Source organism: Chryseobacterium lacus (assembly GCF_003336205.1).
Lineage (GTDB): Bacteria > Bacteroidota > Bacteroidia > Flavobacteriales > Weeksellaceae > Chryseobacterium_A > Chryseobacterium_A lacus.
The window spans coordinates 362372-388215 of record NZ_QPIE01000002.1 but is presented as its reverse complement, the minus strand read 5'-3'; the positions used below and the strand labels follow the sequence as shown (position 1 = coordinate 388215).

Here is a 25844-nt window from a genome sequence, read left to right as displayed (position 1 = left end):
GAAATGCAAACGACAATCTTCCTCCGAACCGAAATGAGCCGTAAAACTGAATATGTTCATAATCCCTGCTTTTTGAGCGCTAATATACTAAAAATATTAGGTGTGTTTGCGGAGAATCAGAAATTATTTTAATATAAAAGCTAAAATATCATAAAATCTTTAATTTTTATCAAAACCCGCATGAACACACGTTTCCCAACGATGCAATACATAGTTTCTCTTAAGCGGGTATCACTTTTTATTGTTTCATTTTAACTTTTTAGTTTTTAGAATCTGCGAAAATCTGCGAAATCTGTGAGATCTAAAATCCGTGTTGGCTTCGAGAGCCTCAGCCACCAGAGCGCACCAAACTCTAAAACATTAACCGATTAACCCGTAACAGGCAAATTTGCAAATAAGCGAAAAAGCAAATTTGCTTCTCTAAACCAGGTTGCTTTCTTTTGAAATTTCGACTTGCTATATTGCCCTAAGTTGGACATAGGGTAACTACGGGGTAACTACGGGGTATGTACGGGGTATGTACGGGTGAAGTATGGAGGTAGAAATTTTGAGGTGATCAAAGTGCCTGTTTTAGGGGTTTTAAGGAAGCCAAGAAACGGATTTTCACCACCATTTAACGCCAATTTTAGCCGAAACCGAGGAACCACCCCGTCATCCTCCTTCGTCGGCTGCCACCCCTCCAGAGGAGGGGAATATTTCAACCTCTTTTGTACTGGAGGGAAAAATTCACTTTGTAAGCTATCAGCCATCAGCAAATCAGCAAATTCGCAAATCAGCAAATCAGTAAATCAGCAAATTCGCAAATTCGCAAATCAGCTTCCTAAACAACTAACCGATTGGCTTCGGGAGCCTCAGCCACCCATCCGATATCTATCGACTAAATTATAACCTAAAGTTCAAAAGAAAGCAATCGACCTTAGAGCTTTTTGCATAAAGAAAAAAGTGAAATTTATTCCTTAATTACGCTCACTTTTATGGACTGCATAAAAACTTACAGTGTTTGAAGCGCGACACAAAATTTGACATGAAGCAACAAAAGTCATTTCGCGCAAGTTTGTAAGTTTTCTATGAATAAATTTTGCTTTTTTTAGCAAAAAGGTCCAGTCTTGACTTTTTTGTTACTTTTTGCGTCAAGGCAAAAAGTAAGAAGTAAAATACATTCTAAGTCGCAGTGATTTCGGCTCCGCTCAATCACCGTTTGGCAAATCTGCAAATCAGTAAATCAGCAAATTCACTTTTTCTAAGTATTAAGTGCAAAAAACCACCCCGTCATCCTCCTTCGTCGGCTGCCACCCCTCCGGAGGAGGGGAATATTTCCAACCTCTTTTGTACTGGAGGGAAAACATTTACTTTTTCTAAATAATTAACCGATTAAGCGATTAACCAGCATACTCCTTTTCTTCGGATACGGTTCGGGTCTCCTTCGGATCGTGTTCGGTAAAATGGGTGTTTTACCGAAGGTGTACCGAACACGACCCGAACTACATCCGAACAAAACATGATGAACTAATAAGCAAATTCGCAAATCAGCAAATTCGCAAATTCGCTATTACTAAGCAATTAATCGATTAATCAATTAACCAGCAATCAGCAAATCAGCAAATTCGCAAATCAGCTCCCTCTAAACCATTAACCGTTTCATCAGCAAATCAAAAATAATAACTACATTTGTATTCACAGGCTTCGAAATCAAGTGCATTTTCACTATGTTCCCGCTACATTTTGAATCCGTCAGTAGCTTTTCTCACAAAACACCCACCACCAAAAGGTTTCCAAAGGTTCAGCCATCGTTCCACCATAGTTATACCACCGTTCCACCGTAGCTCCCGGTACCCTCCCGGTACCCTCCCGGTACCCTCCAGCCTATCTAAGGCTATTGTAAAGGGTAGCCTGTCCTAAAAATAACGATAGAAGCTAATAAATCCTGACATTACTCTACAAATAGAAAAAAATAAACCGGACGGAAATCTCCGGCCGGTTGATAAGATGGTATGGTTTTATGTAGTACACGGTTTGTTTATACGCTAAAACTGAAGCGATACAGCGTTTTTGTTTTAACGTTCCCTCCGTTGAGCATCCAGAACGGCAATGGTGGCGAGGTTCACTATTTCCTCTACGCTGGAGCGCATTTGCAGGACGTGTACCGGCTGTTTCAATCCCATGAGAATCGGGCCCACCACCTGCGCTACTTTCATTCCGCGAATGATTTTATAGGAAATGTTGGCGCTTTCAAGATTTGGAAATACAAACACATTCGCCGGCTGTGTCCCCAGTTTCGAGAACGGATAATCGGCCAAATGATCGGTATTCATCGCAAAATCGGGTTGTATCTCGCCGTCAACAATCATTTTGGGATGTTTCTCGTGAAGAATTTTCACTGCCTTGGCTACTTTTTTGGACGTGTCGGAAATGCCTGCAAAGTTTTCGTAAGCCAGCATTGCAATGCGCGGTTCTATGGCAAAACTCTTCACGGTAATCTCTGACATTCTTGCAATATTCACCAGATCTTCGGTGGTGGGATTGGCATTCACGGAAGTATCGGCAAAAAAGATGGGTTTCTTCCCGGAAAGAATCATCATCATAGAAGCGATCTTGTCCACACCTTGTTCTTTCTCAATCACTTCCAGCAAAGGCCTGAGCACAGAAGTGTAGTTTTTGGAAAAACCAAGAATCAGTGCATCGGTATCGCCGTTTCTCAACATGAGCGGTCCGAAATAATCGCGCTGCCTGACGAATTTTTTGGCTTTATATTCATTCACGCCTTTTCTTTGGCGCAGTTTCCAGAGGAGGTCGCGGTAGGTTTTCCGGTTGTCCTCCTGGTCGTCATCCATCGGATCTACGATAGGAACATCCAGTTCAATTCCATAGCGTTCCATCTGTTCTTTAATGAATTTCTTTTCACCTAAAAGGATCGGTTTTGCAATTCCTTCTTCGTAAAGAATCTGAGCAGCTTTCAGAACGTTGTATTCTTCAGCATTGCTGAGCGTAACTCTTTTTGGATTGGCGCGGGCACGGCTTTGCATCATCCGGATCAGCTTCTCGTCTCTGCCCATCCTGTCGAGCAGTTGAGTTTCGTATTCTTCGAAATTTTCAATCGGCTTTCCGGCAACACCGCTGTCGATGGCGGCTTTGGCGACTGCACTGGACACACGCGTAATGAGCCGGTTGTCGAAAGGTTTCGGGATGAAATATTCTCTTCCGAAAGTCAGTGAAGTCAGGTTATACGCCAGAATCACCGCTTCCGGCACGGCTTCTTTTGCGAGATTGGCGATGGCATGAACGGCGGCCAGTTTCATTTCTTCATTGATGGTACTTGCCTGCACATCCAAAGCGCCGCGGAAAATATACGGGAATCCCAATACATTGTTCACCTGATTGGGAAAGTCGCTTCTTCCTGTCGCCATGATCACGTCTTTTCTGGTTTTTATGGCCAGATCGTAATCTATTTCCGGATCCGGATTGGCAAGCCCGAATACAATCGGGTTCTTGGCCATAGAATTCAGCATTTCAGGAGTCATCACATTTCCTTTGGAGAGTCCAATGAAGACATCCGCTTCTTTCAGGGCATCTTCCAAAGTGTTTTTATCGGTATGGGCAACGAAATCTATTTTTTCAGGAGTGAGGTTTTCTCTTTTGTGGTTGATCACTCCTTTGCTGTCACACATCAGGACGTTTTCTTTTCTTACACCCAGAGCATGGTACAATTTGGTACAGGCAACGGCTGCAGCTCCGGCGCCGTTCACCACCATTTTTATTTCCTCAATTTTCTTATCTGCCAGTTCCAAGGCATTAATGAGAGCTGCCGCGGAAATAATGGCGGTTCCGTGCTGATCGTCGTGCATCAGCGGGATATCGAGTTCTTCTTTCAGCCGCTGTTCTATGTAAAAAGCTTCGGGAGCTTTGATGTCTTCCAGATTGATGCCGCCAAAAGTAGGGGCGATTCCTTTAACGATTTCAATGAATTTATCGGGGTCTTTTTCGTTGATTTCAATATCAAAAACATTAATATCGGCAAAGATTTTAAAGAGTAGTCCTTTCCCCTCCATCACCGGTTTGGAGGCTTCTGCACCAATGTCTCCCAAGCCTAAAACTGCCGTTCCGTTGGAAATAACGGCCACCAGATTTCCCTTTCCGGTATATTCGTAAGCGGTTTTGGGATCTTTCTGTATTTCTAAACAAGGAATGGCCACCCCTGGTGAGTAAGCCAAGGATAGGTCTCTTGCAGAAGAATGCGGTTTGGATGGGATCACTTCTATTTTCCCGCGCGGATCTGCCCGGTGATAATCGAGGGCAGCCTGGTTAAAGTTTTTTTCGTCTCTATTGGTTTTGCTTGTCATCTTTTTATTATTCAGGTTAAAATCCGAATCCCATCAGGGTCAGCACTTTACTGTTTTTGATTCGGATTAAATGTTATTTTGATGGGTACACTGATCAATTAATCAATGATATTTGCTGTTTTTCCGTCTTTATTAATTCAGCCGTTCTGTTGAAGTGCAGAATCTATGCAGATGTTCAGAAATCCAGAAGGTATCTTTTGTGGTACTGCACCAGGCTTTCGATCGGTTTTTGTACCATTATACCCACATTCAGGTTGAGCTCTGCCGCTGCGGCTCTTACGATATCTTCATAAAAGAACGCGATGGAACCGATGAAATTTATTTCAGAACGGCTGGCTTCTTCGTAAGGTAAAACATGATATTCAAGAAAGTTTTTCATTTCATCAAAAACCATATTCTGGAAGTAAGGATGCGTTTTATGATCCACCACAAAAGTATTGAATGCTGCCAAATAAGCGTTTGCTCTAGGGTTGTGATACATGTTTTTCAACGCTTCTTCAATGGTCAGATGGTAGGTTTCCGTAAAAGAATGATGCAAATCTTCCGGCAGTTTTTTCATAAAGTATCTGCGCAACAGATGTTTTCCGATAGCACTTCCGCTGCCTTCATCACCAATCAAAAATCCCAGCGAAGGAAGTTCTTTTCTGATGGTATGTCCGTCGAAATAGCAGGAGTTGGACCCAGTTCCCAATATGCAAATGATGGCCGGTTTGCCGTTGTAAGCAGCATAGGCAGCAGCTGTAAGGTCTTCTTTTACAGTTATCTCTGCGTGGGTAAAAAAATGCTGTAATCCCTGTTCCACCACCGCACAGTTTTCGGCAATACCGCATCCGGAGCCATAGAAAAATACTTTTTCCATACTGTCTTTTACGGCAACGAGCTGTTTGTTTTTGCTGATTTCCGGAACAATGAGTTCAGGCCTGATAATGTTCGGATTGAATCCAGTTGTTTCAGTTTTCAGGACGGTGTTCCCGTTTTCGTTCAGGATCACCCAGTCACATTTGGTAGAACCGCCGTCAACAATGGCTATCATATTTCAACATTTTTTGAAAAACAGAATGCTAAAATAGGCAAAATTAAAACAAGAAGCAGCGGCTTGTAAAAATAAATGCATTGCCCGGATTGGTGACTGGTATTATTTTTCCTGATCTGAGACAGGCGCACTCAGCCAGTCTTCAATTTCTTCTTCCAGATAAGAAGTCTGCAATATAATAGAATTGATAAAATCGTCGGGGAGGCCTTCTCCTTCAGTGGTTTCAAGATTCCAGAGTTCTTCAGACATCAGTGCGTACTCGTCGTAAACTCTCTTGAAGCGAGAGCTGGTTTTTTCCAGGTTGCGAATTAGGTCTTGTTGCCCCTGAAATTTTCGGTAAGGATTTCTTTTGTTCATTTTTTGATGATGTTTCCGGTATAAAAAAGGCTTTAATAAAAGGTTTTCAAGATAAAAGAACATTTCCGGAATGCATTGAAAATGAAAATATTATCAGGTACTGTGCTCATTGGAAGATTAAAAGTACATTAATATTTTAAAGTGAAAAAAAAATTAACAGAAATTAAAACCTTTAACATTTAATTTTAAATTTGCACTCAATTATTAGAAATGATAAAACTGCTGCGCAACAAAAAACAGGTTATTTTTTTTCTACTGGCAGGCACACTGAGTGCGCTGGTAGAAATCGGCAGCTTCAAAATTTTCAGTGTCCAGTTCCCACGGATGATCAGCTGGGAATATAATTTGTACGGAATACGATATCCGCTGAGCAATGTTTTTTCTACTTCTGCGGGCATTTTTTGCAATTATTTCCTGAGCATCTGGTTTGTTTTTGAGCGAGGTAAGCATTCCAAAAAAAGGGAATTTTTTTATTTCATTCTCGTCTCATTTCTCTCTACTTTAGTTAGTCTGACGTTGTTTCAAGTATTTTACAATTTTGTATTCGAGGATAATTTTGATTTGATTTTCTATACCCTAAGTCCCGAAATGATCAGTAAAATTTCAGCTATTCTTCTTGTAGCCGTTTTGAACTATTCTGTGAAAAAGAGGATTATTTTCAACGGATAATCCCTATTTTTGGAATCTATGACAAGAGTTTTGAATTATATTTGGCGGGGATGGTTTTTGCTGCTTGCGCTCATCATGATCCTTCTTTTCGGAATTCCTGTGCTGCTGCTCTCGATAAAAGAAAAACATTTTAAATACGCTTATATTTTTATTAGATTGTTTTGTGTCGTTCTTTTTTACGGAGCAGGATTTCGCTACAGATTGATTCTGGAAAACGGGAAACGCCCGGATCCGAATCAAAATTATATTTTCATCGCCAATCATACTTCCACGATTGACATTTTGCTGATGTCTGTTCTGCATCCGCATCATCCGCTTTGTTTTATCGGAAAAGCTGAATTGGCAAAAATCCCTGTTTTCGGAATTCTTTACCGTCGGATCTGTATTCTGGTGGACAGAAAAAGTCCCAAAAGCCGTGCTGATGTGTACCGGAAAGCAGCAGATAAAATGCGGCACGGACAAAATATTGTGATTTTTCCGGAAGGTGGTGTCCCGGAAGATCCTGAAATCGTTCTGGGCGAATTTAAAGACGGTGCTTTCATCCTTTCTGCGAAACATGGTTTTCCGATTGTGGTGTACACCTTCAAAGGACTGAAAGAAATGTTTCCTTTTGATAATGGCAGAGGGCATCCCGGAACTGTACGGGTATATCAAAACGGGATCTTGAATCCTAAAGAAGTGAATGAGATGAAAACACTTTCCTACAGCCTCATCAAAAAAACCCTGGAGCTGGAGAAGTAAGCAGATTATTTAATTATATTTGTTTTTATTAAAAAAAAACAATGGAACATCACCAAGGGCAAACGAAATGGTCGCAGTTCGGTTCATTAATTATAATTTTCTTTTTTTGGGGATTTGTAGCCGCCGGAAATTCAATGCTGATTCCGGTTTTTAAGAAGAATTTTACCCTTACCCAATTTGAAGCGCAACTTGTAGAATGGGCTTTCTATGTTGCCTATTTTGTTGGATCGGCGATATTCTTCATGATTTCCATGCGAAGTGATGTGCTTCAGAAATTCGGTTACAAGAAAACACTGGCCTCAGGACTGGTTTTGTCTGCAGCAGGTGCATTTCTATTCGTGCCCGCAGCAGTGATGGATAATTTTTGGGTATTTCTGATTGCGCTTTTCACTGTTGGTTTAGGTTTTTCTGTTCAGCAGATTGTGGCCAATCCGTTGGCGATTAAAATGGGTTCGCCACAAACAGGTGCGCATCGGCTTACTCTGGCAGGCGGTATCAATTCGTTAGGTACTACCATTGCCCCTATTTTATTTGGAATTGTGTTTTTCGGAACCGGCAGCGAGCAGACTGAACTGAATATGGAAGATGTAAAACTTCCATTTATTATTCTCGGTTCTGCTTTTCTTCTCGTTGCACTTTTTCTGATGTTTTCCAAAATAGAAGACCCCGAAAAGACGGAAGATATCGTATCCGAACCTGCTGAGCGTTTCCGGCTTTTCCGTTATCCGCAGTTGGTATTGGGAATGCTGGCGATTTTTATTTATGTTGGTGTGGAAGTAAGCATCGGGAGCAATCTTCCTGCGCTTTTGCAGACGGAAGCTTTCGGAGGTGTGATGGAACACAGCATTGCGCCGTTCATTTCTCTTTATTGGGGAAGTCTGATGATTGGCCGGTGGAATGGCGGAATCAATGTTTTTAATACGTCTAAAACTATGAATCTGTTACTGAAATTCATCGTTCCGTTTATTGCTTTTGGTGTCATTATCGGTGCCAATAGCCTGAGCGGAAAAGATGTTTCGGCTTTTTATATTTATCCGATCTGGATCGTACTTTTTATTTTGATGAGTTTCATCGGAGGTAAAAATGCAGGAAAAACACTGATGATTTTCGGGATTTCCGGAGCGTTGATGATGGTGATGGGATTGGTATATCCGGATAAACAAATAGCCCAATATTTCTTTATTTCCGGAGGATTGTTCTGTTCCATTATGTGGCCCGCAATTTTCGATCTGGCTATCGCAGGACTTGGAAAAAATACGGGTAAAGCATCTTCTTTTCTGATTATGATGATTTTAGGCGGTGGTGTAATTCCTCTGATTCAGGGTTGGATTTGTGATTTTGACCAAACCCGTCCCGAAGGAATTCTGGGAATTACCTTTACCCATTTTTCCTATGTTATTCCCGTAGTTTGCTTTATTTATCTTGCCTTTTATGGGTTTATTACTCCCCGAATACTGAAAAAACAAGGAATTTCTCTTTCAGAACCAGAGAATGGGTAATAAAAAAATTCTTCGGCGATGGTGGTTTTGGGCAGTTTTGCTGTTGCTGCAGGCGATGCTGTTTTATTTCTTTTCCCAATTTCCGCCTGCTGTTCGTTTCTTTGAATCATTCTTTGAAAATCAAAAGGAAGTTCACCAGTTCCTGTTCGCCTGGCTTCCTTTTTCACTGGGAGACGTGTTCTACATTGTTTCAGGAATTATTTTCGGGGTTTTGTTTTTTAAACTTTTTCGAAAATCTACGAGAAAGCAAGCAGCGTTTAATTTCTTTCTGTTGCTTAATGTTTTCTATTTTCTTTATCAGATTTTCTGGGGAATGCTTTATTTTCAGGCTCCGCTGAGCGACCGGTTTTCCGCGCAAAATCCTACAAAAGCTGAAGCACAAAAACTAACGCTTGAATATTTGGAAAAATGCCGGCTGACGCGCTCTCAGGTTCAGGAAGATAAAAATGGAATTTTCACCATTCATGATTCGGATATTATTAAAAAAGAAATCCTGAAGCAGCAACAGTTTCTTCCTGAAATTGCTTCTCACAAAAAGGCCAATAATATACAATCCATAAAGCCAAGTTTGTTTCGTTTTATCATGAATTACACGGGGATTTCAGGATATTATAATCCGTTTACTGCGGAAGCACAATACAATCCGGGAATTCCTTCTTCTCAGTTGCCAGCGGTGATGGCTCATGAAAGTGCACATCAGCTGGGGTATGCCCGCGAACAGGAGGCTAATTTTATCAGTTATCTTTTGGGAAGAAATTCAGAAATTCCCGAGTTCCGGTACAGTGTGGAATGGTTTGCTCTGAAAAGTTTGCTAAGAAGTCTTGCGGTGAAAGATCCGGAATTTGTGAAACAAACCGTGAATAGTTTCAGTCCGGGAATGCGACGGGATCATGAGTATGAAATGCAGTTTTATGAACAACATCAGGGCGCACTTGAAGTTTTCTTTGGATTCACCAATCATCTTTTTCTGAAAAGCAACCAGCAGGAGGGCAGCATCACTTATTCTTATTTCACCGATTTATTGATTCGTTACAAAAGAACGGAGCCAAAAAAGAATCGTGAAAATTCACGATTCTAAAAACACAAATGATAAAAAAACTATTGTTTATTCGGTTTTGAATAACCGTTCCAAACGGCACAAAAATACAATTTTAATTTAATTAGAAGGCATTTTATTTAAACAATTGTTTATTTTTTTTTTTAGAGTTTTTTCAGGAAGGAAAATAAAAAAACCAGACAGATAAAATAATGTTCTTTTCTAAGAAGATAGAGATATTCTAATTTCAAATGCAGGTACTGTCCCGAAATATAAACCAAGAACAAAAAACAAGACAAACGAAAATAATTTCATTTGTCCTGTATAGTAGCGAAGACGGGAATTGAACCCGTGACCTCAGGGTTATGAATCCTGCGCTCTAACCATCTGAGCTACCTCGCCGTTTTGAGTGGTGCAAATATAAATATAATTTAAAACAAGGCAAAATTATTTGATGTTTAAAAACGTCAATACATCGGCAGCGTGATCCGGGCGTGCAATAATTTTATTTGCGGCGTCCAGAACGAAGTAAGTAGGCGTTGCACTGATGTTGTACGTTTCGGTATAACTGCTGTTCCAGCCGCGGAGTTCACTGTCATTAATCCACGGCAATGCCGCGATTTTGTTCCGGTAAGAAGCAGCATCACTATCCAAGGAAAGTCCGATGATTTCGATGTTTTTATCTTTTAACTGGTGGTATTTTTCGAGCAATACGGGAAGATCCGCTTCACAATGAGAACACGTGGACGACCAGAATACAATTACTTTTTTATCTGCTTTCACACTGTGCAACGTTTTAGTTTGGGTATTGGTAGCCGATTGAAAAGAATAATCCGGGAAAACAGCGCCCAATTCTACATTTTTATTGGAGGCAATAGTAGATGCTAGCCGGTCGTTGATGGTGCATTTCAGATTTTTAGCGAGAGTAAGGTACTTTTCTTTCATCTCGGTCATGGAATACACATCAAAAATTTCAATAAGTTCAGAAAGCACCGTTTGTCCTCTTGCGGTCTCGGTATTCAGCGCATGAAGAAGTCGGTCTGTTGCCTCAGAAACCTGTGCGTTTCCGGCTGTATTCATATAACGAATCAGCAGCGGCCGCAGCAGGGAAGAGGTTTCCAGCATATCTCCGGAGTTCTGAATGAATTTCAGGATTTCGTTCTGATCCGGAGCTTTTGCAGGTTTTTCGGTTAAATAAATATTGTAATTCGTATGATAATAATGAACAAAAGGATTTTTAGTCGCATCAATAGTCGGTTTGACTTTCAACCTTTCGATTTCCTTGTGCACTGCTTTTCCGAAATCTGAATCTTTCCTGTAAAATTCCTGAATTTGTACCAATGCTGGCGCGATCATTTCTGTCTTTTTCTGATGATCCTGAATGTTTTCCATCAGTATATTGGCTTCATCCCGATAGATTACGTTATTGATTTTATCAGTGGAAGTTTCCAGAATTATACTGATTTCTTTATTTTCAGAAATAAGATTAAACGCAGCATTCACCTCCGGAAAATACACCTTCATCATGCCTGTGTATGGAGTAGGGACACGGAAATTGAGTCCGTTCCCTTTTCGGTTTTCCCGGGCTGCAATAATATCCTTTGAACCGTTCAGGGTGTAAAGGATCGCTTCTTTTCCCTGAAAATGTGCCGGAGTTTGTACCGATACGGAAAACTGAGCTTTGAGGAAAACAGTAGCTAAAATGGTGATAAATAAAAGATTTCTTTTCATGATTTGCTTTTACACAAGGATGTTTTTTTCAGTAAGTGTAATTTTTTTCTGTTCTCCGATAGAAAACATATAATCTTCCAGCACTTTTTCTGTGGTGCCTCTCAGCCCTCTTGCTCCCAAACCTTTTTCCATCGTTTCTTCGACAATTTTTTCAATAGCTTCGTTGGTGAACTCCAGTTTGATACCATCCATTTTGAAAAGTTCAATGAATTGATTCACGATTGAATTTTTAGGTTCTTTCATAATGCGGATCATGGTTTCTTTGTTAAGAGAATCCAGATAAGTAACAATAGGAAAACGTCCTAACAATTCAGGAATAAGCCCGAATTTTCTAAGATCAATGGCATTTAGCTGACTTAAAATATATTCTTCTTCCTGCTTTTGGTTCAGTTTTTCAAGACTGAATCCGATGGCTTGTTTGTTCAGCCTTCGTTCAATAATTTCTTTGATGCCATCAAAAGCTCCGCCCGCAATAAAAAGAATATTCTGAGTGTTTACCGGAATATATTTCTGATCCGGATGCTTTCTTCCACCTTGAGGCGGCACATTCACGATGCTTCCTTCCAATAATTTCAGCAAGCCCTGCTGAACTCCTTCTCCGGAAACATCTCTCGTGATGCTTGGGTTATCAGATTTTCTTGCAATTTTGTCGATTTCATCAATAAAAACGATTCCTTTTTCAGCTTTTTCCACATTATAATCGGCCACCATGAGCAGCCGGGAAAGAATGCTTTCCACATCTTCGCCTACATAACCTGCTTCAGTAAGAACAGTTGCATCTACAATACAAAACGGAACATTCAGCTCGCGGGCAATGGTTTTTGCCAAGAGCGTTTTGCCCGTTCCGGTTTCGCCAATCATGATGATGTTGGATTTTTCTATTTCGATTTCTCTTTTTTTATTCTTAGCGTGAAGGAGACGTTTGTAATGATTGTAAACTGCAATGGAAAGCTGTTTTTTAGCCTGATCCTGGCCAATGACATATTGATCCAAAAATGATTTTATTTCTTTTGGTTTTTTCAGCTCGTCCAAGTGTTCAGCTGCTGAAAACCCCGTTTCTTTTATACTTTCTGTTACAATAGAGTGGGCTTGTTCAATACATTGTTCACATATATAACCGTTTTGCCCAGATACCAGTATCGCTACTTCGCTGCGCTTGCTTCCGCAGAACGAACATTGATTAGGATTCATTTATTTTTAAAAAATTATTGTTAATAAGTGAAAAAAATTTTGTCAAAGTTACGGACTTTGACAAAATAATTATGCGTTGATGATGGCATTTTGAATTTCCTGAAATTCTTCCGGTGAAAGCTTCAGTCTTTCATTAATGAAGTTAAGGTCTCCCATCGTATTCAGCGGCACAAGATGAATGTGTGCATGTGGTACTTCCAGTCCTACCACAGCAATACCTACCCGAATGCAGGGAATTGCTTTGCCGATTTTTTTGCCGATCTTTTGTGCAAAAGACCAAAGATTTCTGAACTCTTCGCTGTCCAGATCAAAAATTAAATCCGTTTCTTTTTTCGGAATAACAAGGGTGTGGCCTTTTGCTAGGGGCGAAATATCCAGAAACGCAATATGCTGTTCATCCTCTGCAATAATATGTGCGGGGATTTCCCGGCTGATGATTTTAGTAAAAACAGAACTCATCTTAAAAGAATATTATAAAAATTACAGAGAAATTTCGAGAACTTCAAAAGAAAGTTTGTTTCCGTTCGGCAGCACGATTTCCGCATGTTCGCCAATGGTTTTTCCCAATAATCCTTTTGCAATAGGAGTATTTACTGAGATTTTTCCTGCTTTCAGGTCACTTTCATTATCAGGAACCAAAGTGAATTTCTGTTCCTGTCCGGTAGTATTATTTTTTAGTCTTACGGTGGTGAGAATGGCTACTTTTGAAGTATCAAGTTTACTTTCATCAATTACTTTGGAAGTCGCGATAGCATCTCTCAGTTTAGAAATCCTCATTTCCAGCATGCCTTGTGCTTCCTTTGCGGCATCGTATTCTGCATTTTCCGACAGGTCGCCTTTATCTCTCGCTTCAGCGATTTGTTGGGTGATTTTCGGCCGTTCTACAGTTTCTAGGCGTTCCACTTCGGTTTTCATTTTTTCCAGGCCTTCTTGTGTTACGTATGTTGCCATAATTCTTGTTTAGATTAGATAAAAAAAATTATCCGGCCATTACAGCCCGGACAATGTATATATTTGTATTTCGTTTCACAAATATAAACATTTTTTAGTTATGAAGAATAAACCGGGATTTTATTTAATCATGATTCTGTTGATTTTCTGTACTTTAAATCTGAATTCGTGCAGCAGAACTGCAGATACTGTGAGTTGTTTTCCCAACACACCTATTAATGTGGTTTTGAATCTAAATTTGCCCGCATATTATCCGCTTCAAATTTCCGGAGGATGGATTTATGTAGATGAACAAAGTCCGGGATCGCGAGGACTGATTGTTGTGCGTACCGGCAATGGATTTGTGGTGTATGACCGCAACGCGCCACATCTTTGCCCGGATAACGATACGACACTTGTAGTGGAAAATAATATTCGGATAGTATGCCCAAAAGATGGTGCAGAATGGATTCTGATTAGTGGTGAGCCAATAAAAACAGCTAAAGTTCCTCCTAAAATCTATCCATACGACTATCAACCCGGAACGAACATTCTTTCCATCTTTTATTAATTTTTAAAAATGAAAGTTGTTATTCAAAGAGTTTCAGAAGCTTCTGTAACTGTGGGTGGGCAGATAGTCGGTGCCATTTCTAATGGACTTCTTTTGCTGATCGGTATTGATGAACAAGATGATGAAAGCGATGCGAATTGGCTGGTGCAGAAAATTCTGAATCTGAGAATTTTCAGCGATGCAGAAGGGAAAATGAATCATTCGGTTCAGGATATTCAGGGAGAGATCCTTTTTATCAGTCAGTTTACCCTTATTGCAGAGTACAAAAAAGGGAACCGTCCAGGTTTTTCCAAAGCGGCAAAACCCGAACAGGCCATTCCTTTGTTTGAATATTTTAAAAATGAAATATCAAAATCCGGATTGAAGACTGAAAGTGGTATTTTCGGAGCTGATATGAAAGTTTCTTTGCTGAATGACGGTCCGGTAACCATTGTTATGGACAGCAAAACCAAGCAATAATTACATAAAAAAAGCCTCAGGAAAGGCTTTTATAAATTAGTTGGTTACAGGAACACTGCTGAAACTCATCGAACTTTTTACGTTCATATCGGAAGTAGGTGAAGATTTTAATTCATACACAATCCGCTGCTGAACTGTATTTCCGGATTTCATAATGTTGTCCAGTGTTTGGCTGCTATTGAGGTCTAAAGAAAGGGTGTTTCCAATGTTATCCGCAATATTTGTTCTAGATGCTACCAAAACTTCTGAACTGCCTGAGGAAAGATACACTTTTACACTTTTAAATACGCCCATGCTTTGATTTCCTGAAGTAACGGAAAGCGTAGCAGAACTCAGCCGGATATCTCTCACGTTGGCGGACGAACCAAAAAGCTGGTTGATACTGTTGCCTACACCTATTGCTGAAAGCTGGGTATTGGCAGGCGATCCCTGGGTTACTATAATTGTGGCAGAATAAGGAAATGTATTCTGCATAATGGATGAAACTGTGGAGCAACTTGCTAAGGTAGCAGTAGCAATAACCGCTGATAAAAAGACATTTTTCATTTTGATTTTTTTTTGATTTTTACATAAAATATACCAAACTTTTTACAAGGCTTGATTACCTTTAGGATTTATAAAAGATAAGCAAATTATTGAAGTTTCACTGAAAAATTTCCGGAAGCTTCTCCAGATGCCATATTGCTCTTTGCAATCGTAACCCAGATTTCTCCCGGATGGTGTACAGGATAACCAACTACTTCTCTGCCCATCGGGCCGTCCAGTTTTCCGTCAGCAAGTTTTATTTGATTGATTCGGATATTCATTTCTTTGAACTCCGGAACAACCGCCACGGAAAGTTGTTTATTTTTAAAGTTTCTTATTTTGATTATTAATTCCTGATCATTATTGATGAATTCTTCGCCCAGCGTAGCCGGAAAATCTGCCGCATCTACAGTTCGGACAATTTGATTGCCGTTTACTTCGCGCATAATTCCTTCGCGCAACACTTCCTGAACGCCGGGAGAATTGTTGATGATACTGTCCGGAAGTTTCTCGTGAGACACATCTGCAGAAAGTGGAATGGCTAGGTCTGCATCCGTTGTAAACTGACTGCTTATTGTTTCTTGTTTGGTGTTGCACGAGAGCGTTATCAGAGGAATGAGAATCCACAGTTTTTTCATTATTTAAATTTATTAATGTCGATGGTTTGCCAATACAAAGTTTTTGAAAGGAAAGATTTCTCTTGTTCAGATTTTATATATTCTTTGAGTTCTGAATTATTTGCTTCTTCAGGAAATTTATCCATCAAAGTTTTATGGTTATAACGGAGGGAATTCAGAAAATAAAAATCTCCTTTTCCATTTTCAATATTATAAATTGTCGCCAAATTTCCCCAGTTGACGAAACTGGAAGCTAAAATCATTCCGTAAAAATACCAGAACATTCTGTTGATAAGATATGCGTTGGTTCTCTGGTTTTTAATTTTGAGATGAGTATAAAACAATCCTGCCATACATAATATTAAAAAGGCAAAAACCCCGATTCTTTTATACGTGCTCCCGAGTTCGAGAACATATTCCGTATTTTTTGCAAGCGCTGAAACTACCAAAACCCCGTTGAGCAAAAGCCAGACTTGCGCAGAAATTTTTAACAGTCGTGATTCAGGATCAAAATTGAAAGACGATTTAAAATAAAACATGATCACAAAAACAGCCATTACAATGCTTATAATTACAGCGTAAACCCGTTCATGTGTATCTTCCGACAACCGGTGCGGGAGTTTGGAGGATGCATAAAACTGTTCATAATTATACGTCGCGATGAAAAAAAGTAACAGGAGATTCAGAAGCATAAAAGTAATGACACCGCCGGTTCGCTCAAGTTCAATTCCCAGAAAACGGTAAGTGGGTTTCACAACTTTCTGTTCTTTTCTGAAGCTATCGTTGAGAAAATGGTGATTTTTATAAAGATACCGTTCGACGGCGAAATGCCAGTAATTAAAAGCAAGGAAGAAGCCCAGACAAGCCAGAATGATAAACTGCCAAACATCGAAATCCAGTTCGTAATTTTTGAACAGCTCCGCGAAATTCTCACTTCCCAATGCATAAATTCCGAAAAAAATGGATAAGCAAATGAGAGGGAAAAAAAACAATGCCAATAGTTTTGGAAAAACTTTTCCTGTGTTTATTTTCGGAAGCCATTTATCGAAACTGAATACTCTGCAGATGAACGTAAATCCGTTGGTTACAAAAACAGGGATTACGAACAATGGCTTCATGTTTCTGTTTTTAGATTTCAATGTTAAGATGAGTATTGAAATGATCAGTGACAAAAACGATGGAAAATCGGCATACCACATCCATGAAATCGCAGACAAAATGGTGAGTGCAAAAATTATTAAAAATGTTCTGTTTCTGTTGATTTTTCTTGTATAAAAATAGGTGAGAACTGCGAAAGAACTTCCTAGAATCCCGAAATTTATTCCCATGTCCTGCTGATAAAACAAGACAATGAAGAGCGCGGTGCACATGAGGATGAGCTGATGTTTTTTCATCATTGTAATTTTTAAAAATTAATTTCCTGCGAAGGGTGTCCCGAAAACACCAACTGCTAGCTCTGCCCAAATGAGAAAAAGAACAGCCAAAACAATAGAAATGTAGATGAATTTTCTGGAATCGGTACTTACTTTGAGAAGGATAATGTCAATCAAAAATGCTGTGAAGAAGAGTGAAATTCCTGCAATAATAAAGTCTGATAAATTCCATTTTACTTGGTAGGTAAACTGCATCGCCACAAATGGAGTTGCCAATATAATGGCTGCAACAGAATAAATGATAATAGCCTTGTTGATGGTTTTCATAATATTTAAATTTATAAAGTACTTTGTGTTTCAAAGTAAATATTTAAAAAAAAGAGTGTTATTTTTTCAGAAGTTTTTCCAGAGCGTTCAAATGTTCCGTGAAGGAAGCTCTTCCGGCTTGTGTTACCCTGTATGAAGTTCTTGTTTTTTTTCCTACAAATGCTTTCTTGATTTCAATAAATCCGGATTTTTCCAGTGCAGAACTATGGCTGGCAAGATTTCCGTCCGTCACTTCCAGAAGTTGTTTCATGTCATTAAAATCAACCCAGTCGTTCACCATCAGAACGGACATAATGCCCAGTCTGACGCGGCTTTCGAATTCTTTATTGAGTTGTGAAATCATGAAATTAATTTAGAGATTGTTTGATTTTTTTTAAAATGTAAATAATTGTGAAGGATCTATTTATATTTTTTATGCATGATCAGTCCATACACAATATGTAAAATCCCAAAACCAAATGCCCAGAAAACCAAACCCCAACCTACAAAAAATAAGGAAAGTAAACCTAAAGCAATTTCAAAATAGCCAAGATTTTGTACATCTGTCAGCGTGTATTTTGAGGCATTTACCAAAGCCAGTCCATAGAAAATGAGCGTGGCTGGAGCTACTAAAACAAATAACTGGTGATAAAAAAGTGCTATGCAGAAAATTCCGCCAGCAACCAGAGGAACTAAAAAATTGAGCAACAGTCTTTTTGTAGTAGCGTCCCAAATTTTCAGTTGATATGCTTTGCTTTTCCGGGAAGTGAAAAAATATCCGAAGAAAACAGCTACGATTAGAATCGTCAAACCCACGATGAACAATTCGCGAATCAGTTCCGGTGAAAACGTATTAGCTTTTCCTTCAAAATAATTGATGCTCTCTCTTTTTAAAATAAAATAAACATACACAGCTCCTGCTAATGCTGTCGTTCCGGCAAATACTCCGGAAAGCCCGCTCAGGGAAATAAACCGTGAGGAACGTTCCATCATCGAACGGATGTGTGACAGGTCATCGTGATAATTTTTAGTTTCCATTTAAAGTACTTTGATTTGCAAAGTTAATAGAATTTTCATCTCTTCCAAATTTTTAAATATTTATTTTGCTCAGGTATTTTAAAAATGAATATCTTTAAAACATGGATAAAAGAGATTTACGGAGTACTATATTCAAACATTTGGACGGAATTGTAACGGCACCAATTGCTGTTGCTCTACACAAGAAAAATATTCTACAATTTATTTTGGATCATGAAACTGTCACATTACAGGAAATTTCAGAACATTTTCCGTCCAATGAAGGGTATTTGAATGTTGCGCTCCGAACTTTAGCTTCGCAGGGATTTTTGAATTATGAAGTAGAACACGCAAAGGATATTGTAAGGGTTTCTGCGAGCGAAAAAACGAGATTTTTTATTGAATTAATTCCGATGTATGAGAAAGTAATTCCATTTCTGCATCACTCCATTTCTGCAGATTTTCAAAATTTTGATTCATCCTGTTTTGAAACACATCTGCATTTGTTTGGAGAGTACAACAATAATTTTGGGTTAACTTTATCAGAAGAACCTCTTCATAACGATGTTGAAAGGCAGGTTTTGAAACATCTGGAGGGCTGTATTGCCGGACCGTTGATCGTTCAGCTAGGAATGAAGGGAATGTTTCACAAATATTTCATGGAATCTTCTTTTCAGGCCGGAGAATTTCACCGGGATCCTGATCATTTTGAAAAAATACTGGATTTTCTTACCCATTTAGGATGGTTTACAAAAAGCAACAGTACCTTCAAATTTACAGAAGCAGGACTTTATTTTGCACGGCGTGCAACTTCTTATGGTGTTACGGTTTCCTATCTTCCGATGTTTCGAAGGATGGATGATCTGTTGTTTAGAAATCCCGAAAAGCTGAGATCAATCAGTGAAAATGAGGATGAAATTCATGTTGACCGAAAGATGAATGTGTGGGGAAGTGGCGGTGCTCATGCTGCTTATTTTAAGATGGTTACGGATTTTATCATTTCTATTTTCAATCAGCCCATTTATTTGCAACCGAAAGGAATTCTGGATATGGGATGTGGCAATGGTGCATTTATTCAACATATTTTTGAGACTATTGAAAGACATACACTTCGAGGCAAAATGCTGGAAGATTATCCGTTATTTCTCGTAGGTGCCGATTATAATCAGGCAGCTTTAAATGTGACCAGAGCGAATCTCATCAGCAACGATATCTGGGCAAAAGTGATATGGGGAGATATTGGAAATCCCGATCAGCTGGCCAAAGATTTAAATCAAAGTTATGATATTGACCTTTCGGATTTATTGAATATCCGCACTTTTCTGGATCACAACCGAATTTGGAAAGAACCACAAAATAAGAATCCGAAACGAATTTCCTCTTCTACAGGTGCTTTTGCGTTTCGTGGAAAGAGAATTTCCAATACATTGGTGGAAGAAAATCTGAAAGAGCACCTCAGCTTATGGCTTCCCTATATTAAAAAGAACGGACTTCTCGTCATAGAATTACATACGCTGGATCCGGAAATAACGAGTCAGCATCTGGGCGAAACTGCAGCGACGGCCTATGATGCAACGCACGGTTTTTCAGATCAGTATATTGTTGAGGTAGAAGTTTTTCAAAAAATTTGCGCAGAAGTAGGCCTGACTGCAGATGAAAATTTGTTTAAGAAATTCCCTGATTCCGAGTTGGCTACAGTAACAATTAATATGTTGAAAGCATAAAAAATCCGCCTTTTTAGACGGATTTTATTGTTCATTTTAGCAACGGATAAGGTAATTATTTCGTCCGCAAACGCTCTTTTATTTTTTGGATATTTTCTTTTGCTGTATCTTCCAGAATCAGGCTGGCACTCATATAAATACGTTCCGGCATCAGGTGTTCGAAATGTTCAGTTCCTTCCCAGGATACTTTTTTTATCAGGGCGAGTGCATCGTCACTCCGCCCGGAAAGCGTGTTGAGAAACTGCTCCAGTAGAGCGTCCATCTCATCGATATTTGACGACACCGAATGATAAATGTTGTGAGTTTCCGCCCATTTTGCAGATCTGAAATCGGCATCGATGGCCATAGCGGCAAATTGCGATTTCCCTATTTTTCTTTCCACAAAAGGGCCAATGACAAAAGGCCCGATTCCCAAATTCAGTTCCGTTAAGGCTAAAGAAGCATCGTTGGTTGCGAAGCAGTAGTCGGCACCACAGGCAATACCTACACCGCCGCCGGTAGTTTTTCCCTGAACCCGCACCACAACAATTTTCCCGCAAGTTCGCATAGCATTCAGAACTTTAGCAAAACCCCCGAAAAACTCTTTTGAAGTCTCCAGCTCAGTGATGTCCAATAGTTCATCAAAACTAGCTCCGGCACAAAAGGCTTTTTCACCCTGTGATTTCAGAAGGATTGCTTTCACTTCTTTTTTTGCTCCTTCCTCTAAAATGGTTTGGGCAAGTTGTTCTAAAATATGTCCGGGAAGCGAGTTGCTCTTCGGAGTACCGAAAGTAATTTCAGCAATTCGGCTTTTGATTTCTGAGGTAACGAAAGGTTGTGTCATAATTTTTTTATTAATGGGGACAATTCATTCTTGTTTATTTCTGATTAAATGCCAATAAATATTTATCAATATAAAATTCTTTTTCTTTTGATTTATACTGTTGAATGTATCTCGGATGTTCCAGAACCGTCATTTGATCAAACAGTTTTTCGCGGTCGTTTATTTTTTTCAGAAAAGCAGCATTTTTAACACCCAGAACAAAAACTTCAGAGGTGTCTAACCCCAAACTGATATGCTTTATCAACGATTCCACCATAAAATCCTCTACTGCGGTAAACAGTTCTTTATCGTCATAATAATTGGCATTCACGTAAATTCCGTTTTTTCCTTTTCGTGTAATGGCCAGGGGAAAAGGGGAATTGATATAAAAATCCTTGTAAAACGCTGTTGCACCACCGTAAGCTTCAATCATTTCATAAAGAAAAACCGAAGAAACTTCATGTGTTCGTGCAGATTCCATTCTGATTCCGCAAGCACTTTCCAATCTTTTGGTATCGGTAAAAGGAACGCCGGTAACGCCCGCTCCATGACGGCTCGGATTGATTCCGATAACAAATTTTCTACTTCTGTTATCACCGTAGAATTTGTCATAAAATTGCTTCATGACCAGCAGCGTTTCCGGATTGTCCAGGAACGGATTCATCACCTGAAAATCTTTTGGAAGTTTCCCATGATATTTCAGGTTTTGATTGAAAACTACTACTTTTTCTCCGAAGTTCATATACCATTATATTAATCCGAACTGTTCAAAATGATGCGTAAAATGCTTTCTCTGAAACAGTTCCCACATCTCTTTGTTTAACATTCCGAATTTTGTATGATAATGGTGAGCATGAGGATTTTCCCGATAATAAATCTGAAATTCCTTTAAAGAATTTAAAAGTGCCTCTTTTGCCATATCTAAATTTTTATGACGCAGAACAGGGGTTTCGCCTTCCTTTAAAAGAGGATATTGTGCGCCAGGGCGAATTTTGTTATTTGTATACAGCCAATCCTGAAGTTTTTCTATTTGCTCTTCAGGTATTTGCTCAAAGTCTTTTGCATCCGTGATTTCAAGGCCTTTCCGCACGACTTCTTCCAAATGCTCCACCATCATTTGAGGCGACATAATTCCGAATTTTCTTTCCGAGTTTTCTGATAATCCGTTCAATAATTTTCGAACTGTATTAAATTTCAGATCCAAAAACGGTGATTGTTTTGCAACCAAAGTTAATATAGTGGCCACACAAACCACTTCTTCCCGCTGATTAACGACTTCTACTAACCATTTCACAACGCCTGAAGGAATATTTCTGCCCTTCACACCGCGGTTGATTTTTTCTTTGGCAGTCAAATAAACCGTAATAGTATCTCCGGCATAAACCGGTTTGAAGAAACTTGCATTTTCAAGTCCGTAATTGGCAATTACAGGGCCTTTCTTCCCTGAAACAAAGAGGCCGGCTGCAGCCGATAATATGAAATAGCCGTGCGCAACCGGTTGATCGAAAATGGTTCCAGTTAAGCTTGTTGCATCGGTATGTGCATAAAAATGATCCCAGGAAACATTAGAAAAATTAACAATATCGGCTTCTGTTACTGTTCTTCCGGCGGTTTCCAGTGAATCACCTATTTCTACTTCTTCAAAATATTTCTGGAACGGATGTTTGTCGCTATATTTTTTACCTGCACCTTGAGTATAAATTTTAGTAATCGCAGTGAGGATATCCGGAGATCCCTGAATGGCTGTTTTTTGCAAAAAGAAATGCAGTCCGTTCAGTCCGCCCATTTCTTCGCCACCACCTGCTCTTCCCGGGCCGCCATGCATCAATGTAGGCAACGGAGATCCATGACCCGTGGATTCCCTCGCATTATCACGGTTTAGAACAAAAATTCTTCCGTGTGCAGAAGCCATTTTCCATGAGGTTTCCGCCACAAATTTTTCATCGTGAGAAACAATGGAGCCTACCAAGCTTCCTTTTCCGCGCTTTGCCAGAGCCGCAGCTTCTTCAGCATCTTTATACGGCATCAAAGTGGACACAGGTCCAAATGCTTCCACTTCGTGTGAAATATTTTTTTCAAAAGGCTGATCGTTGTAAAATACTTTTGGCGACATGAATGCGCCACTCTCAAAATCAGCGTCCAGCAATTCATGCTGACCGTCGTAGATAAGTTCAGTTTCAGATTTCAGCTGATTTATTTTTCCTTTCAGAACTTCCAGTTCTTTTTTTCCGACAATCGCACCCATTCTGGTTTCTCTGTTCAGCGGATTTCCAATCTTAGTTTGATCCAAAGCTTTTGACAGCGCATTCTGAACGTCGCCAACCAGATGTTCCGGAACGATGATTCTTCGGATTGCGGTACATTTTTGTCCGGCTTTTGTGGTCATTTCGTTGCGAACCTCTTTAATGAATAAATCAAATTCCGGTGTTCCGGGTTTTGCATCTAATCCAAGGATAGAAGCGTTCAGAGAATCGGCCTCCATATTAAAACGTACCGCATTTCCGGCGATAGAAGGCAAGGATTTTAATTTTCTGCCCGTGTAAGCCGAACCTGTAAATAATACGGAATCGCCATCCTGTACGTAATCAAGAATATTCCCCGGCTCGCCTGCTACCAACTGCAGCGCACCTTCCGGGAGCAGCCCGCTTTCAATCATATCCTGAAATACAGCCTGAGTGAGGTAAGAACCGGGAGTTGCAGGTTTTATAACACTGGGAACTCCAGCCAACAAAGAAGTGGAGAGTTTTTCCATCATTCCCCAAACAGGGAAATTGTATGCATTAATTTGAACTGAAACACCTTCGCTAGGCGTTAGAATATGCGTTCCGAGATGTGTTCCGTTGGCGGATATTTTCTGTATTTCGCCATCTACCCAAAAAGGAGTATTGGGCAACATTCTTTTTGCCAGTCCGCTATAAGTGAAAAATGTACCGAAACCTCCTTCAATATCCACCCAGGAATCGACATGCGTAGCTCCGGTTTTATAGGAAAGTTCGTAATATTTTTTCTTTCTTTCCAGAAGGTAAAGTGCGATTTTTTTGAGCATTTCACCGCGGTCATAGAAGGTCATTGCAGACAGATTTTTGTACCCGACCGTTCTTCCGTAATGCAGTGCTTCTTCAAAATTAATCCCTTCGGTATCGGATATCGCAACCAGTTCACCGTTTACAGCGTTCAAAAGTTTTATTCCTTCACCGGAACCTTCGATCCAGTTTCCGGCTATATAATTTTTTAATTTCATTTTTTTTAATTTTGGTTGTCTTTAAGATTCAGAGCAATAATTTTTTAGATTTCATAGTTACAACTCCGTTACTTTCTTGTCTATTTTATACACGGTTCCCCGAAAACTTGCTACCAAGTGCTTTTTTTGATTTGTTATCTGAATGTCATACACAGCAGTTTTTCTGGTGTCCGCAATCAGGATGCTTTCAGCTGTCAAAGTATCTCCCATTTTCACCGCTTTTGTGAAATTTATGGTACAGTTCAATGCAACAGAAGCATCGTTTGTATTGTTAGATGAAAATGCGAGAGCAGAATCGGCAAAGGCAAAAGTAATTCCTCCGTGAGCCGTTTTCAGCCCGTTAATCATTTCCTGTTTCACAGGCATTTCAATAAGGCAGTATTTCTCACGAACTTCAATCAGTTTAATGCCCATCCACTGTGAGAAATAATCCTGATTGAGCATATATTGAGCAATTTCGAAAGGAGACATGATTTTTAATGTAAAGTTTAATTATTTAACAAACCCGCAGTTTGATTTTATGCTTTCTGTAATGCCGGACTTTGTCGATATCTTTCTTCCTGATATTTATTATACAAATTCTGCAACGTGTCAGAAACTTTATCATACCCAATTTCTGCTCCCCAGGCTAACAAACCTTTCGGGTAGTTTACGCCTTTCTGCATTGCCATTTCCAGATCTTCGTCGCTGGCAATTTTTAGTCTTTTCGCTTCTACAGCTTCGTTAATGAGCATGGAAATAATTCGCATGAAAACTTCTTTGTACAATTTTTCATCTTTCAAAGGTTCCGGTTTCGCCGCACTTTCAGCATAATCGTAAAATCCTTTTCCCGTTTTTTTGCCCAGAAGTCTGGCCTCGCTCATTCGTTGTTGCAGGAGAGAAGGTTTATATTTCGGATCGTGGAAATAATCTTTGTAAACCGTGGTGGTTACTGCAAAATTTACATCTATTCCAATCAGGTCCATCAGTTCAAAAGGTCCCATTCTGAAATTTCCAAGCGTTCTCATCGCATCATCTACCTGCTCCGGTGTAGCGATATTTTCTTCCACTATTCGCAGTGCTTCACCATAAAACGGTCTTGCAATCCTGTTGACAATAAACCCGGGTATATCTTTCGCTATCACTGGAATTTTTTTCCAGGATTTCATTAATTCTGATATTTCGAAGTCTAAACTTTTCTTCGTTAAAAGCCCCGGAATGATTTCTACCAAAGGCATTAGCGGAGCAGGATTGAAGAAATGAATTCCGATAAATCTTTCCGGATGCTGCAAATCCGCCGAAAGTGAGGTAATGGAAATGGAAGAAGTATTCGACGAGATAATGCAGTTTTCGGAAACTGTAGATTCAACCTCGGCAAAAACTTTCTTTTTAATTTCTGCATTTTCGATAATGGCTTCAATCACCAAATCGCAATTCTTAAATTCCGAAAGTGATACACATGAAACAATACGGCCGATAATCCCGTCAGATTCTTCCTGTGTTATCTTTTGTTTATTCACAAGTTTTGCAAGTGTAGACCGCAGTGCGCCAAGAGATTTCTCAGTCTGAGCGATATTGGCATCATAAAGATAAACCTTGCAGCCGGATGATGCAGCTACCTGTGCTATGCCGATTCCCATGGTTCCGGAACCGATAATTCCAATGTTTTTCATAAACGCTAAAGATACAAAAAAGATAGTTTTGGA

Annotated in this window: 25 protein-coding genes and 1 tRNA gene; 7 read left to right on the top strand and 19 right to left on the bottom strand. The window is 39.6% G+C overall.

Features of this window, described 5'->3' with window-relative positions:
- Positions 1 to 2054: 2054 nt before the first annotated feature.
- The 3 genes from DQ356_RS03835 to DQ356_RS03825 all read right to left on the bottom strand — a co-directional run bounded on the left by DQ356_RS03835 (position 2055) and on the right by DQ356_RS03825 (position 5727).
- Positions 2055 to 4337 carry an NADP-dependent malic enzyme gene (locus DQ356_RS03835; RefSeq protein WP_114303129.1) on the bottom strand — a complete coding sequence of 761 codons (2283 nt, stop codon included), beginning with the start codon at positions 4335 to 4337 and terminating at the stop codon, positions 2055 to 2057.
- Positions 4338 to 4512: 175 nt separating this feature from the next.
- Complete coding sequence (locus DQ356_RS03830) at positions 4513 to 5370, bottom strand: BadF/BadG/BcrA/BcrD ATPase family protein (protein ID WP_114303128.1); 858 nt, start codon at positions 5368 to 5370, stop codon at positions 4513 to 4515.
- A 102-nt stretch (positions 5371 to 5472) separates the two neighbouring features.
- Positions 5473 to 5727 carry a hypothetical protein gene (locus DQ356_RS03825; protein ID WP_114303162.1) on the bottom strand — a complete coding sequence of 85 codons (255 nt, stop codon included), beginning with the start codon at positions 5725 to 5727 and terminating at the stop codon, positions 5473 to 5475.
- 210 nt (positions 5728 to 5937) lie between these two features.
- On the opposite strand from DQ356_RS03825, the gene DQ356_RS03820 reads away from it, so the two are divergent.
- From DQ356_RS03820 to DQ356_RS03805, 4 genes are read left to right on the top strand one after another with little or no spacing between them, the layout of a single operon-like run.
- Positions 5938 to 6396 carry a GtrA family protein gene (locus tag DQ356_RS03820; protein WP_114303127.1) on the top strand — a complete coding sequence of 153 codons (459 nt, stop codon included), beginning with the start codon at positions 5938 to 5940 and terminating at the stop codon, positions 6394 to 6396.
- A gap of 18 nt (positions 6397 to 6414) precedes the next feature.
- Complete coding sequence (locus tag DQ356_RS03815) at positions 6415 to 7137, top strand: lysophospholipid acyltransferase family protein (protein WP_114303126.1); 723 nt, start codon at positions 6415 to 6417, stop codon at positions 7135 to 7137.
- 41 nt (positions 7138 to 7178) lie between these two features.
- The gene (locus DQ356_RS03810; protein WP_114303125.1) at positions 7179 to 8636 is read left to right on the top strand and encodes an MFS transporter; all 1458 of its coding nucleotides are present in this window, start codon (positions 7179 to 7181) and stop codon (positions 8634 to 8636) included.
- On the top strand, positions 8629 to 9714 hold the full coding sequence (locus DQ356_RS03805) for a DUF3810 domain-containing protein (RefSeq protein ID WP_114303124.1): 1086 nt from the start codon (positions 8629 to 8631) through the stop codon (positions 9712 to 9714). Before DQ356_RS03810 ends, DQ356_RS03805 begins: the two co-directional genes overlap by 8 nt.
- A gap of 286 nt (positions 9715 to 10000) precedes the next feature.
- On the opposite strand, the gene DQ356_RS03800 is transcribed toward DQ356_RS03805, so the two are convergent.
- The 5 genes from DQ356_RS03800 to greA all read right to left on the bottom strand — a co-directional run bounded on the left by DQ356_RS03800 (position 10001) and on the right by greA (position 13545).
- Positions 10001 to 10074, bottom strand: a tRNA-Met gene (locus tag DQ356_RS03800).
- 45 nt (positions 10075 to 10119) lie between these two features.
- On the bottom strand, positions 10120 to 11403 hold the full coding sequence (locus DQ356_RS03795) for a TlpA family protein disulfide reductase (RefSeq protein ID WP_114303123.1): 1284 nt from the start codon (positions 11401 to 11403) through the stop codon (positions 10120 to 10122).
- A 9-nt stretch (positions 11404 to 11412) separates the two neighbouring features.
- Positions 11413 to 12594 (bottom strand): ATP-dependent Clp protease ATP-binding subunit ClpX, encoded by a 1182-nt coding sequence (clpX, locus tag DQ356_RS03790; RefSeq protein ID WP_114303122.1) that lies wholly within the window; start codon positions 12592 to 12594, stop codon positions 11413 to 11415.
- A gap of 69 nt (positions 12595 to 12663) precedes the next feature.
- Complete coding sequence (locus tag DQ356_RS03785; RefSeq protein ID WP_114303121.1) at positions 12664 to 13053, bottom strand: HIT family protein; 390 nt, start codon at positions 13051 to 13053, stop codon at positions 12664 to 12666.
- A 21-nt stretch (positions 13054 to 13074) separates the two neighbouring features.
- Positions 13075 to 13545 (bottom strand): transcription elongation factor GreA, encoded by a 471-nt coding sequence (gene greA, locus DQ356_RS03780; RefSeq protein WP_114303120.1) that lies wholly within the window; start codon positions 13543 to 13545, stop codon positions 13075 to 13077.
- A gap of 100 nt (positions 13546 to 13645) precedes the next feature.
- On the opposite strand from greA, the gene DQ356_RS03775 reads away from it, so the two are divergent.
- Both DQ356_RS03775 and dtd read left to right on the top strand, forming a co-directional pair.
- Positions 13646 to 14095, top strand: coding sequence for a Rieske (2Fe-2S) protein (locus DQ356_RS03775; protein ID WP_114303119.1), 450 nt, complete (start codon positions 13646 to 13648; stop codon positions 14093 to 14095).
- A gap of 9 nt (positions 14096 to 14104) precedes the next feature.
- Positions 14105 to 14554: a D-aminoacyl-tRNA deacylase gene (gene dtd, locus DQ356_RS03770; protein WP_114303118.1), complete on the top strand. Its 450-nt coding sequence runs from the start codon at positions 14105 to 14107 to the stop codon at positions 14552 to 14554.
- A 36-nt stretch (positions 14555 to 14590) separates the two neighbouring features.
- Here the strand turns inward: dtd and DQ356_RS03765 are convergent, their stop codons facing one another.
- The 6 genes from DQ356_RS03765 to DQ356_RS03740 all read right to left on the bottom strand — a co-directional run bounded on the left by DQ356_RS03765 (position 14591) and on the right by DQ356_RS03740 (position 18413).
- A complete protein-coding gene (locus DQ356_RS03765) occupies positions 14591 to 15100 on the bottom strand; it encodes a hypothetical protein (RefSeq protein ID WP_114303117.1) in 510 nt (169 codons plus the stop codon).
- Positions 15101 to 15186: 86 nt separating this feature from the next.
- Positions 15187 to 15717 (bottom strand): hypothetical protein, encoded by a 531-nt coding sequence (locus tag DQ356_RS03760; protein ID WP_114303116.1) that lies wholly within the window; start codon positions 15715 to 15717, stop codon positions 15187 to 15189.
- The gene (locus DQ356_RS03755) at positions 15717 to 17093 is read right to left on the bottom strand and encodes a DUF4153 domain-containing protein (RefSeq protein ID WP_228420623.1); all 1377 of its coding nucleotides are present in this window, start codon (positions 17091 to 17093) and stop codon (positions 15717 to 15719) included. The genes DQ356_RS03760 and DQ356_RS03755 overlap by 1 nt, the downstream gene beginning before the upstream one ends.
- Before the next feature lie 15 nt (positions 17094 to 17108).
- Positions 17109 to 17396, bottom strand: coding sequence for a hypothetical protein (locus tag DQ356_RS03750; protein ID WP_114303115.1), 288 nt, complete (start codon positions 17394 to 17396; stop codon positions 17109 to 17111).
- Positions 17397 to 17454: 58 nt separating this feature from the next.
- Positions 17455 to 17739 (bottom strand): winged helix-turn-helix domain-containing protein, encoded by a 285-nt coding sequence (locus DQ356_RS03745; protein ID WP_114303114.1) that lies wholly within the window; start codon positions 17737 to 17739, stop codon positions 17455 to 17457.
- Positions 17740 to 17795: 56 nt separating this feature from the next.
- Positions 17796 to 18413 (bottom strand): hypothetical protein, encoded by a 618-nt coding sequence (locus tag DQ356_RS03740; RefSeq protein WP_114303113.1) that lies wholly within the window; start codon positions 18411 to 18413, stop codon positions 17796 to 17798.
- 101 nt (positions 18414 to 18514) lie between these two features.
- Between DQ356_RS03740 and DQ356_RS03735 the strand changes: the two genes are divergently transcribed.
- The gene (locus DQ356_RS03735; protein ID WP_114303112.1) at positions 18515 to 20116 is read left to right on the top strand and encodes a class I SAM-dependent methyltransferase; all 1602 of its coding nucleotides are present in this window, start codon (positions 18515 to 18517) and stop codon (positions 20114 to 20116) included.
- Between the two features lie 55 nt (positions 20117 to 20171).
- Here the strand turns inward: DQ356_RS03735 and DQ356_RS03730 are convergent, their stop codons facing one another.
- From DQ356_RS03730 to DQ356_RS03710, 5 genes are read right to left on the bottom strand one after another with little or no spacing between them, the layout of a single operon-like run.
- Positions 20172 to 20939: an enoyl-CoA hydratase/isomerase family protein gene (locus DQ356_RS03730; protein ID WP_114303111.1), complete on the bottom strand. Its 768-nt coding sequence runs from the start codon at positions 20937 to 20939 to the stop codon at positions 20172 to 20174.
- A gap of 34 nt (positions 20940 to 20973) precedes the next feature.
- Entirely contained in the window at positions 20974 to 21660 is a 687-nt protein-coding gene (locus DQ356_RS03725) for an SMUG2 DNA glycosylase family protein (protein WP_114303110.1), read from the bottom strand.
- 6 nt (positions 21661 to 21666) lie between these two features.
- Entirely contained in the window at positions 21667 to 24159 is a 2493-nt protein-coding gene (gene paaZ / locus DQ356_RS03720) for a phenylacetic acid degradation bifunctional protein PaaZ (protein WP_114303109.1), read from the bottom strand.
- Positions 24160 to 24216: 57 nt separating this feature from the next.
- Positions 24217 to 24630: a PaaI family thioesterase gene (locus DQ356_RS03715; protein ID WP_114303108.1), complete on the bottom strand. Its 414-nt coding sequence runs from the start codon at positions 24628 to 24630 to the stop codon at positions 24217 to 24219.
- Positions 24631 to 24677: 47 nt separating this feature from the next.
- Positions 24678 to 25811 (bottom strand): 3-hydroxyacyl-CoA dehydrogenase NAD-binding domain-containing protein, encoded by a 1134-nt coding sequence (locus DQ356_RS03710; RefSeq protein WP_114303107.1) that lies wholly within the window; start codon positions 25809 to 25811, stop codon positions 24678 to 24680.
- Positions 25812 to 25844 lie beyond the last annotated feature (33 nt).

Coding starts and splice junctions, on each gene's coding strand:
- DQ356_RS03835 (WP_114303129.1), bottom strand. CDS start 4,337: ATGACAAGCAAAACCAATAGAGACGAAAAAAACTTTAACCAGGCTGCC.
- DQ356_RS03830 (WP_114303128.1), bottom strand. CDS start 5,370: ATGATAGCCATTGTTGACGGCGGTTCTACCAAATGTGACTGGGTGATC.
- DQ356_RS03825 (WP_114303162.1), bottom strand. CDS start 5,727: ATGAACAAAAGAAATCCTTACCGAAAATTTCAGGGGCAACAAGACCTA.
- DQ356_RS03820 (WP_114303127.1), top strand. CDS start 5,938: ATGATAAAACTGCTGCGCAACAAAAAACAGGTTATTTTTTTTCTACTG.
- DQ356_RS03815 (WP_114303126.1), top strand. CDS start 6,415: ATGACAAGAGTTTTGAATTATATTTGGCGGGGATGGTTTTTGCTGCTT.
- DQ356_RS03810 (WP_114303125.1), top strand. CDS start 7,179: ATGGAACATCACCAAGGGCAAACGAAATGGTCGCAGTTCGGTTCATTA.
- DQ356_RS03805 (WP_114303124.1), top strand. CDS start 8,629: ATGGGTAATAAAAAAATTCTTCGGCGATGGTGGTTTTGGGCAGTTTTG.
- DQ356_RS03795 (WP_114303123.1), bottom strand. CDS start 11,403: ATGAAAAGAAATCTTTTATTTATCACCATTTTAGCTACTGTTTTCCTC.
- clpX (WP_114303122.1), bottom strand. CDS start 12,594: ATGAATCCTAATCAATGTTCGTTCTGCGGAAGCAAGCGCAGCGAAGTA.
- DQ356_RS03785 (WP_114303121.1), bottom strand. CDS start 13,053: ATGAGTTCTGTTTTTACTAAAATCATCAGCCGGGAAATCCCCGCACAT.
- greA (WP_114303120.1), bottom strand. CDS start 13,545: ATGGCAACATACGTAACACAAGAAGGCCTGGAAAAAATGAAAACCGAA.
- DQ356_RS03775 (WP_114303119.1), top strand. CDS start 13,646: ATGAAGAATAAACCGGGATTTTATTTAATCATGATTCTGTTGATTTTC.
- dtd (WP_114303118.1), top strand. CDS start 14,105: ATGAAAGTTGTTATTCAAAGAGTTTCAGAAGCTTCTGTAACTGTGGGT.
- DQ356_RS03765 (WP_114303117.1), bottom strand. CDS start 15,100: ATGAAAAATGTCTTTTTATCAGCGGTTATTGCTACTGCTACCTTAGCA.
- DQ356_RS03760 (WP_114303116.1), bottom strand. CDS start 15,717: ATGAAAAAACTGTGGATTCTCATTCCTCTGATAACGCTCTCGTGCAAC.
- DQ356_RS03755 (WP_228420623.1), bottom strand. CDS start 17,093: ATGATGAAAAAACATCAGCTCATCCTCATGTGCACCGCGCTCTTCATT.
- DQ356_RS03750 (WP_114303115.1), bottom strand. CDS start 17,396: ATGAAAACCATCAACAAGGCTATTATCATTTATTCTGTTGCAGCCATT.
- DQ356_RS03745 (WP_114303114.1), bottom strand. CDS start 17,739: ATGATTTCACAACTCAATAAAGAATTCGAAAGCCGCGTCAGACTGGGC.
- DQ356_RS03740 (WP_114303113.1), bottom strand. CDS start 18,413: ATGGAAACTAAAAATTATCACGATGACCTGTCACACATCCGTTCGATG.
- DQ356_RS03735 (WP_114303112.1), top strand. CDS start 18,515: ATGGATAAAAGAGATTTACGGAGTACTATATTCAAACATTTGGACGGA.
- DQ356_RS03730 (WP_114303111.1), bottom strand. CDS start 20,939: ATGACACAACCTTTCGTTACCTCAGAAATCAAAAGCCGAATTGCTGAA.
- DQ356_RS03725 (WP_114303110.1), bottom strand. CDS start 21,660: ATGAACTTCGGAGAAAAAGTAGTAGTTTTCAATCAAAACCTGAAATAT.
- paaZ (WP_114303109.1), bottom strand. CDS start 24,159: ATGAAATTAAAAAATTATATAGCCGGAAACTGGATCGAAGGTTCCGGT.
- DQ356_RS03715 (WP_114303108.1), bottom strand. CDS start 24,630: ATGTCTCCTTTCGAAATTGCTCAATATATGCTCAATCAGGATTATTTC.
- DQ356_RS03710 (WP_114303107.1), bottom strand. CDS start 25,811: ATGAAAAACATTGGAATTATCGGTTCCGGAACCATGGGAATCGGCATA.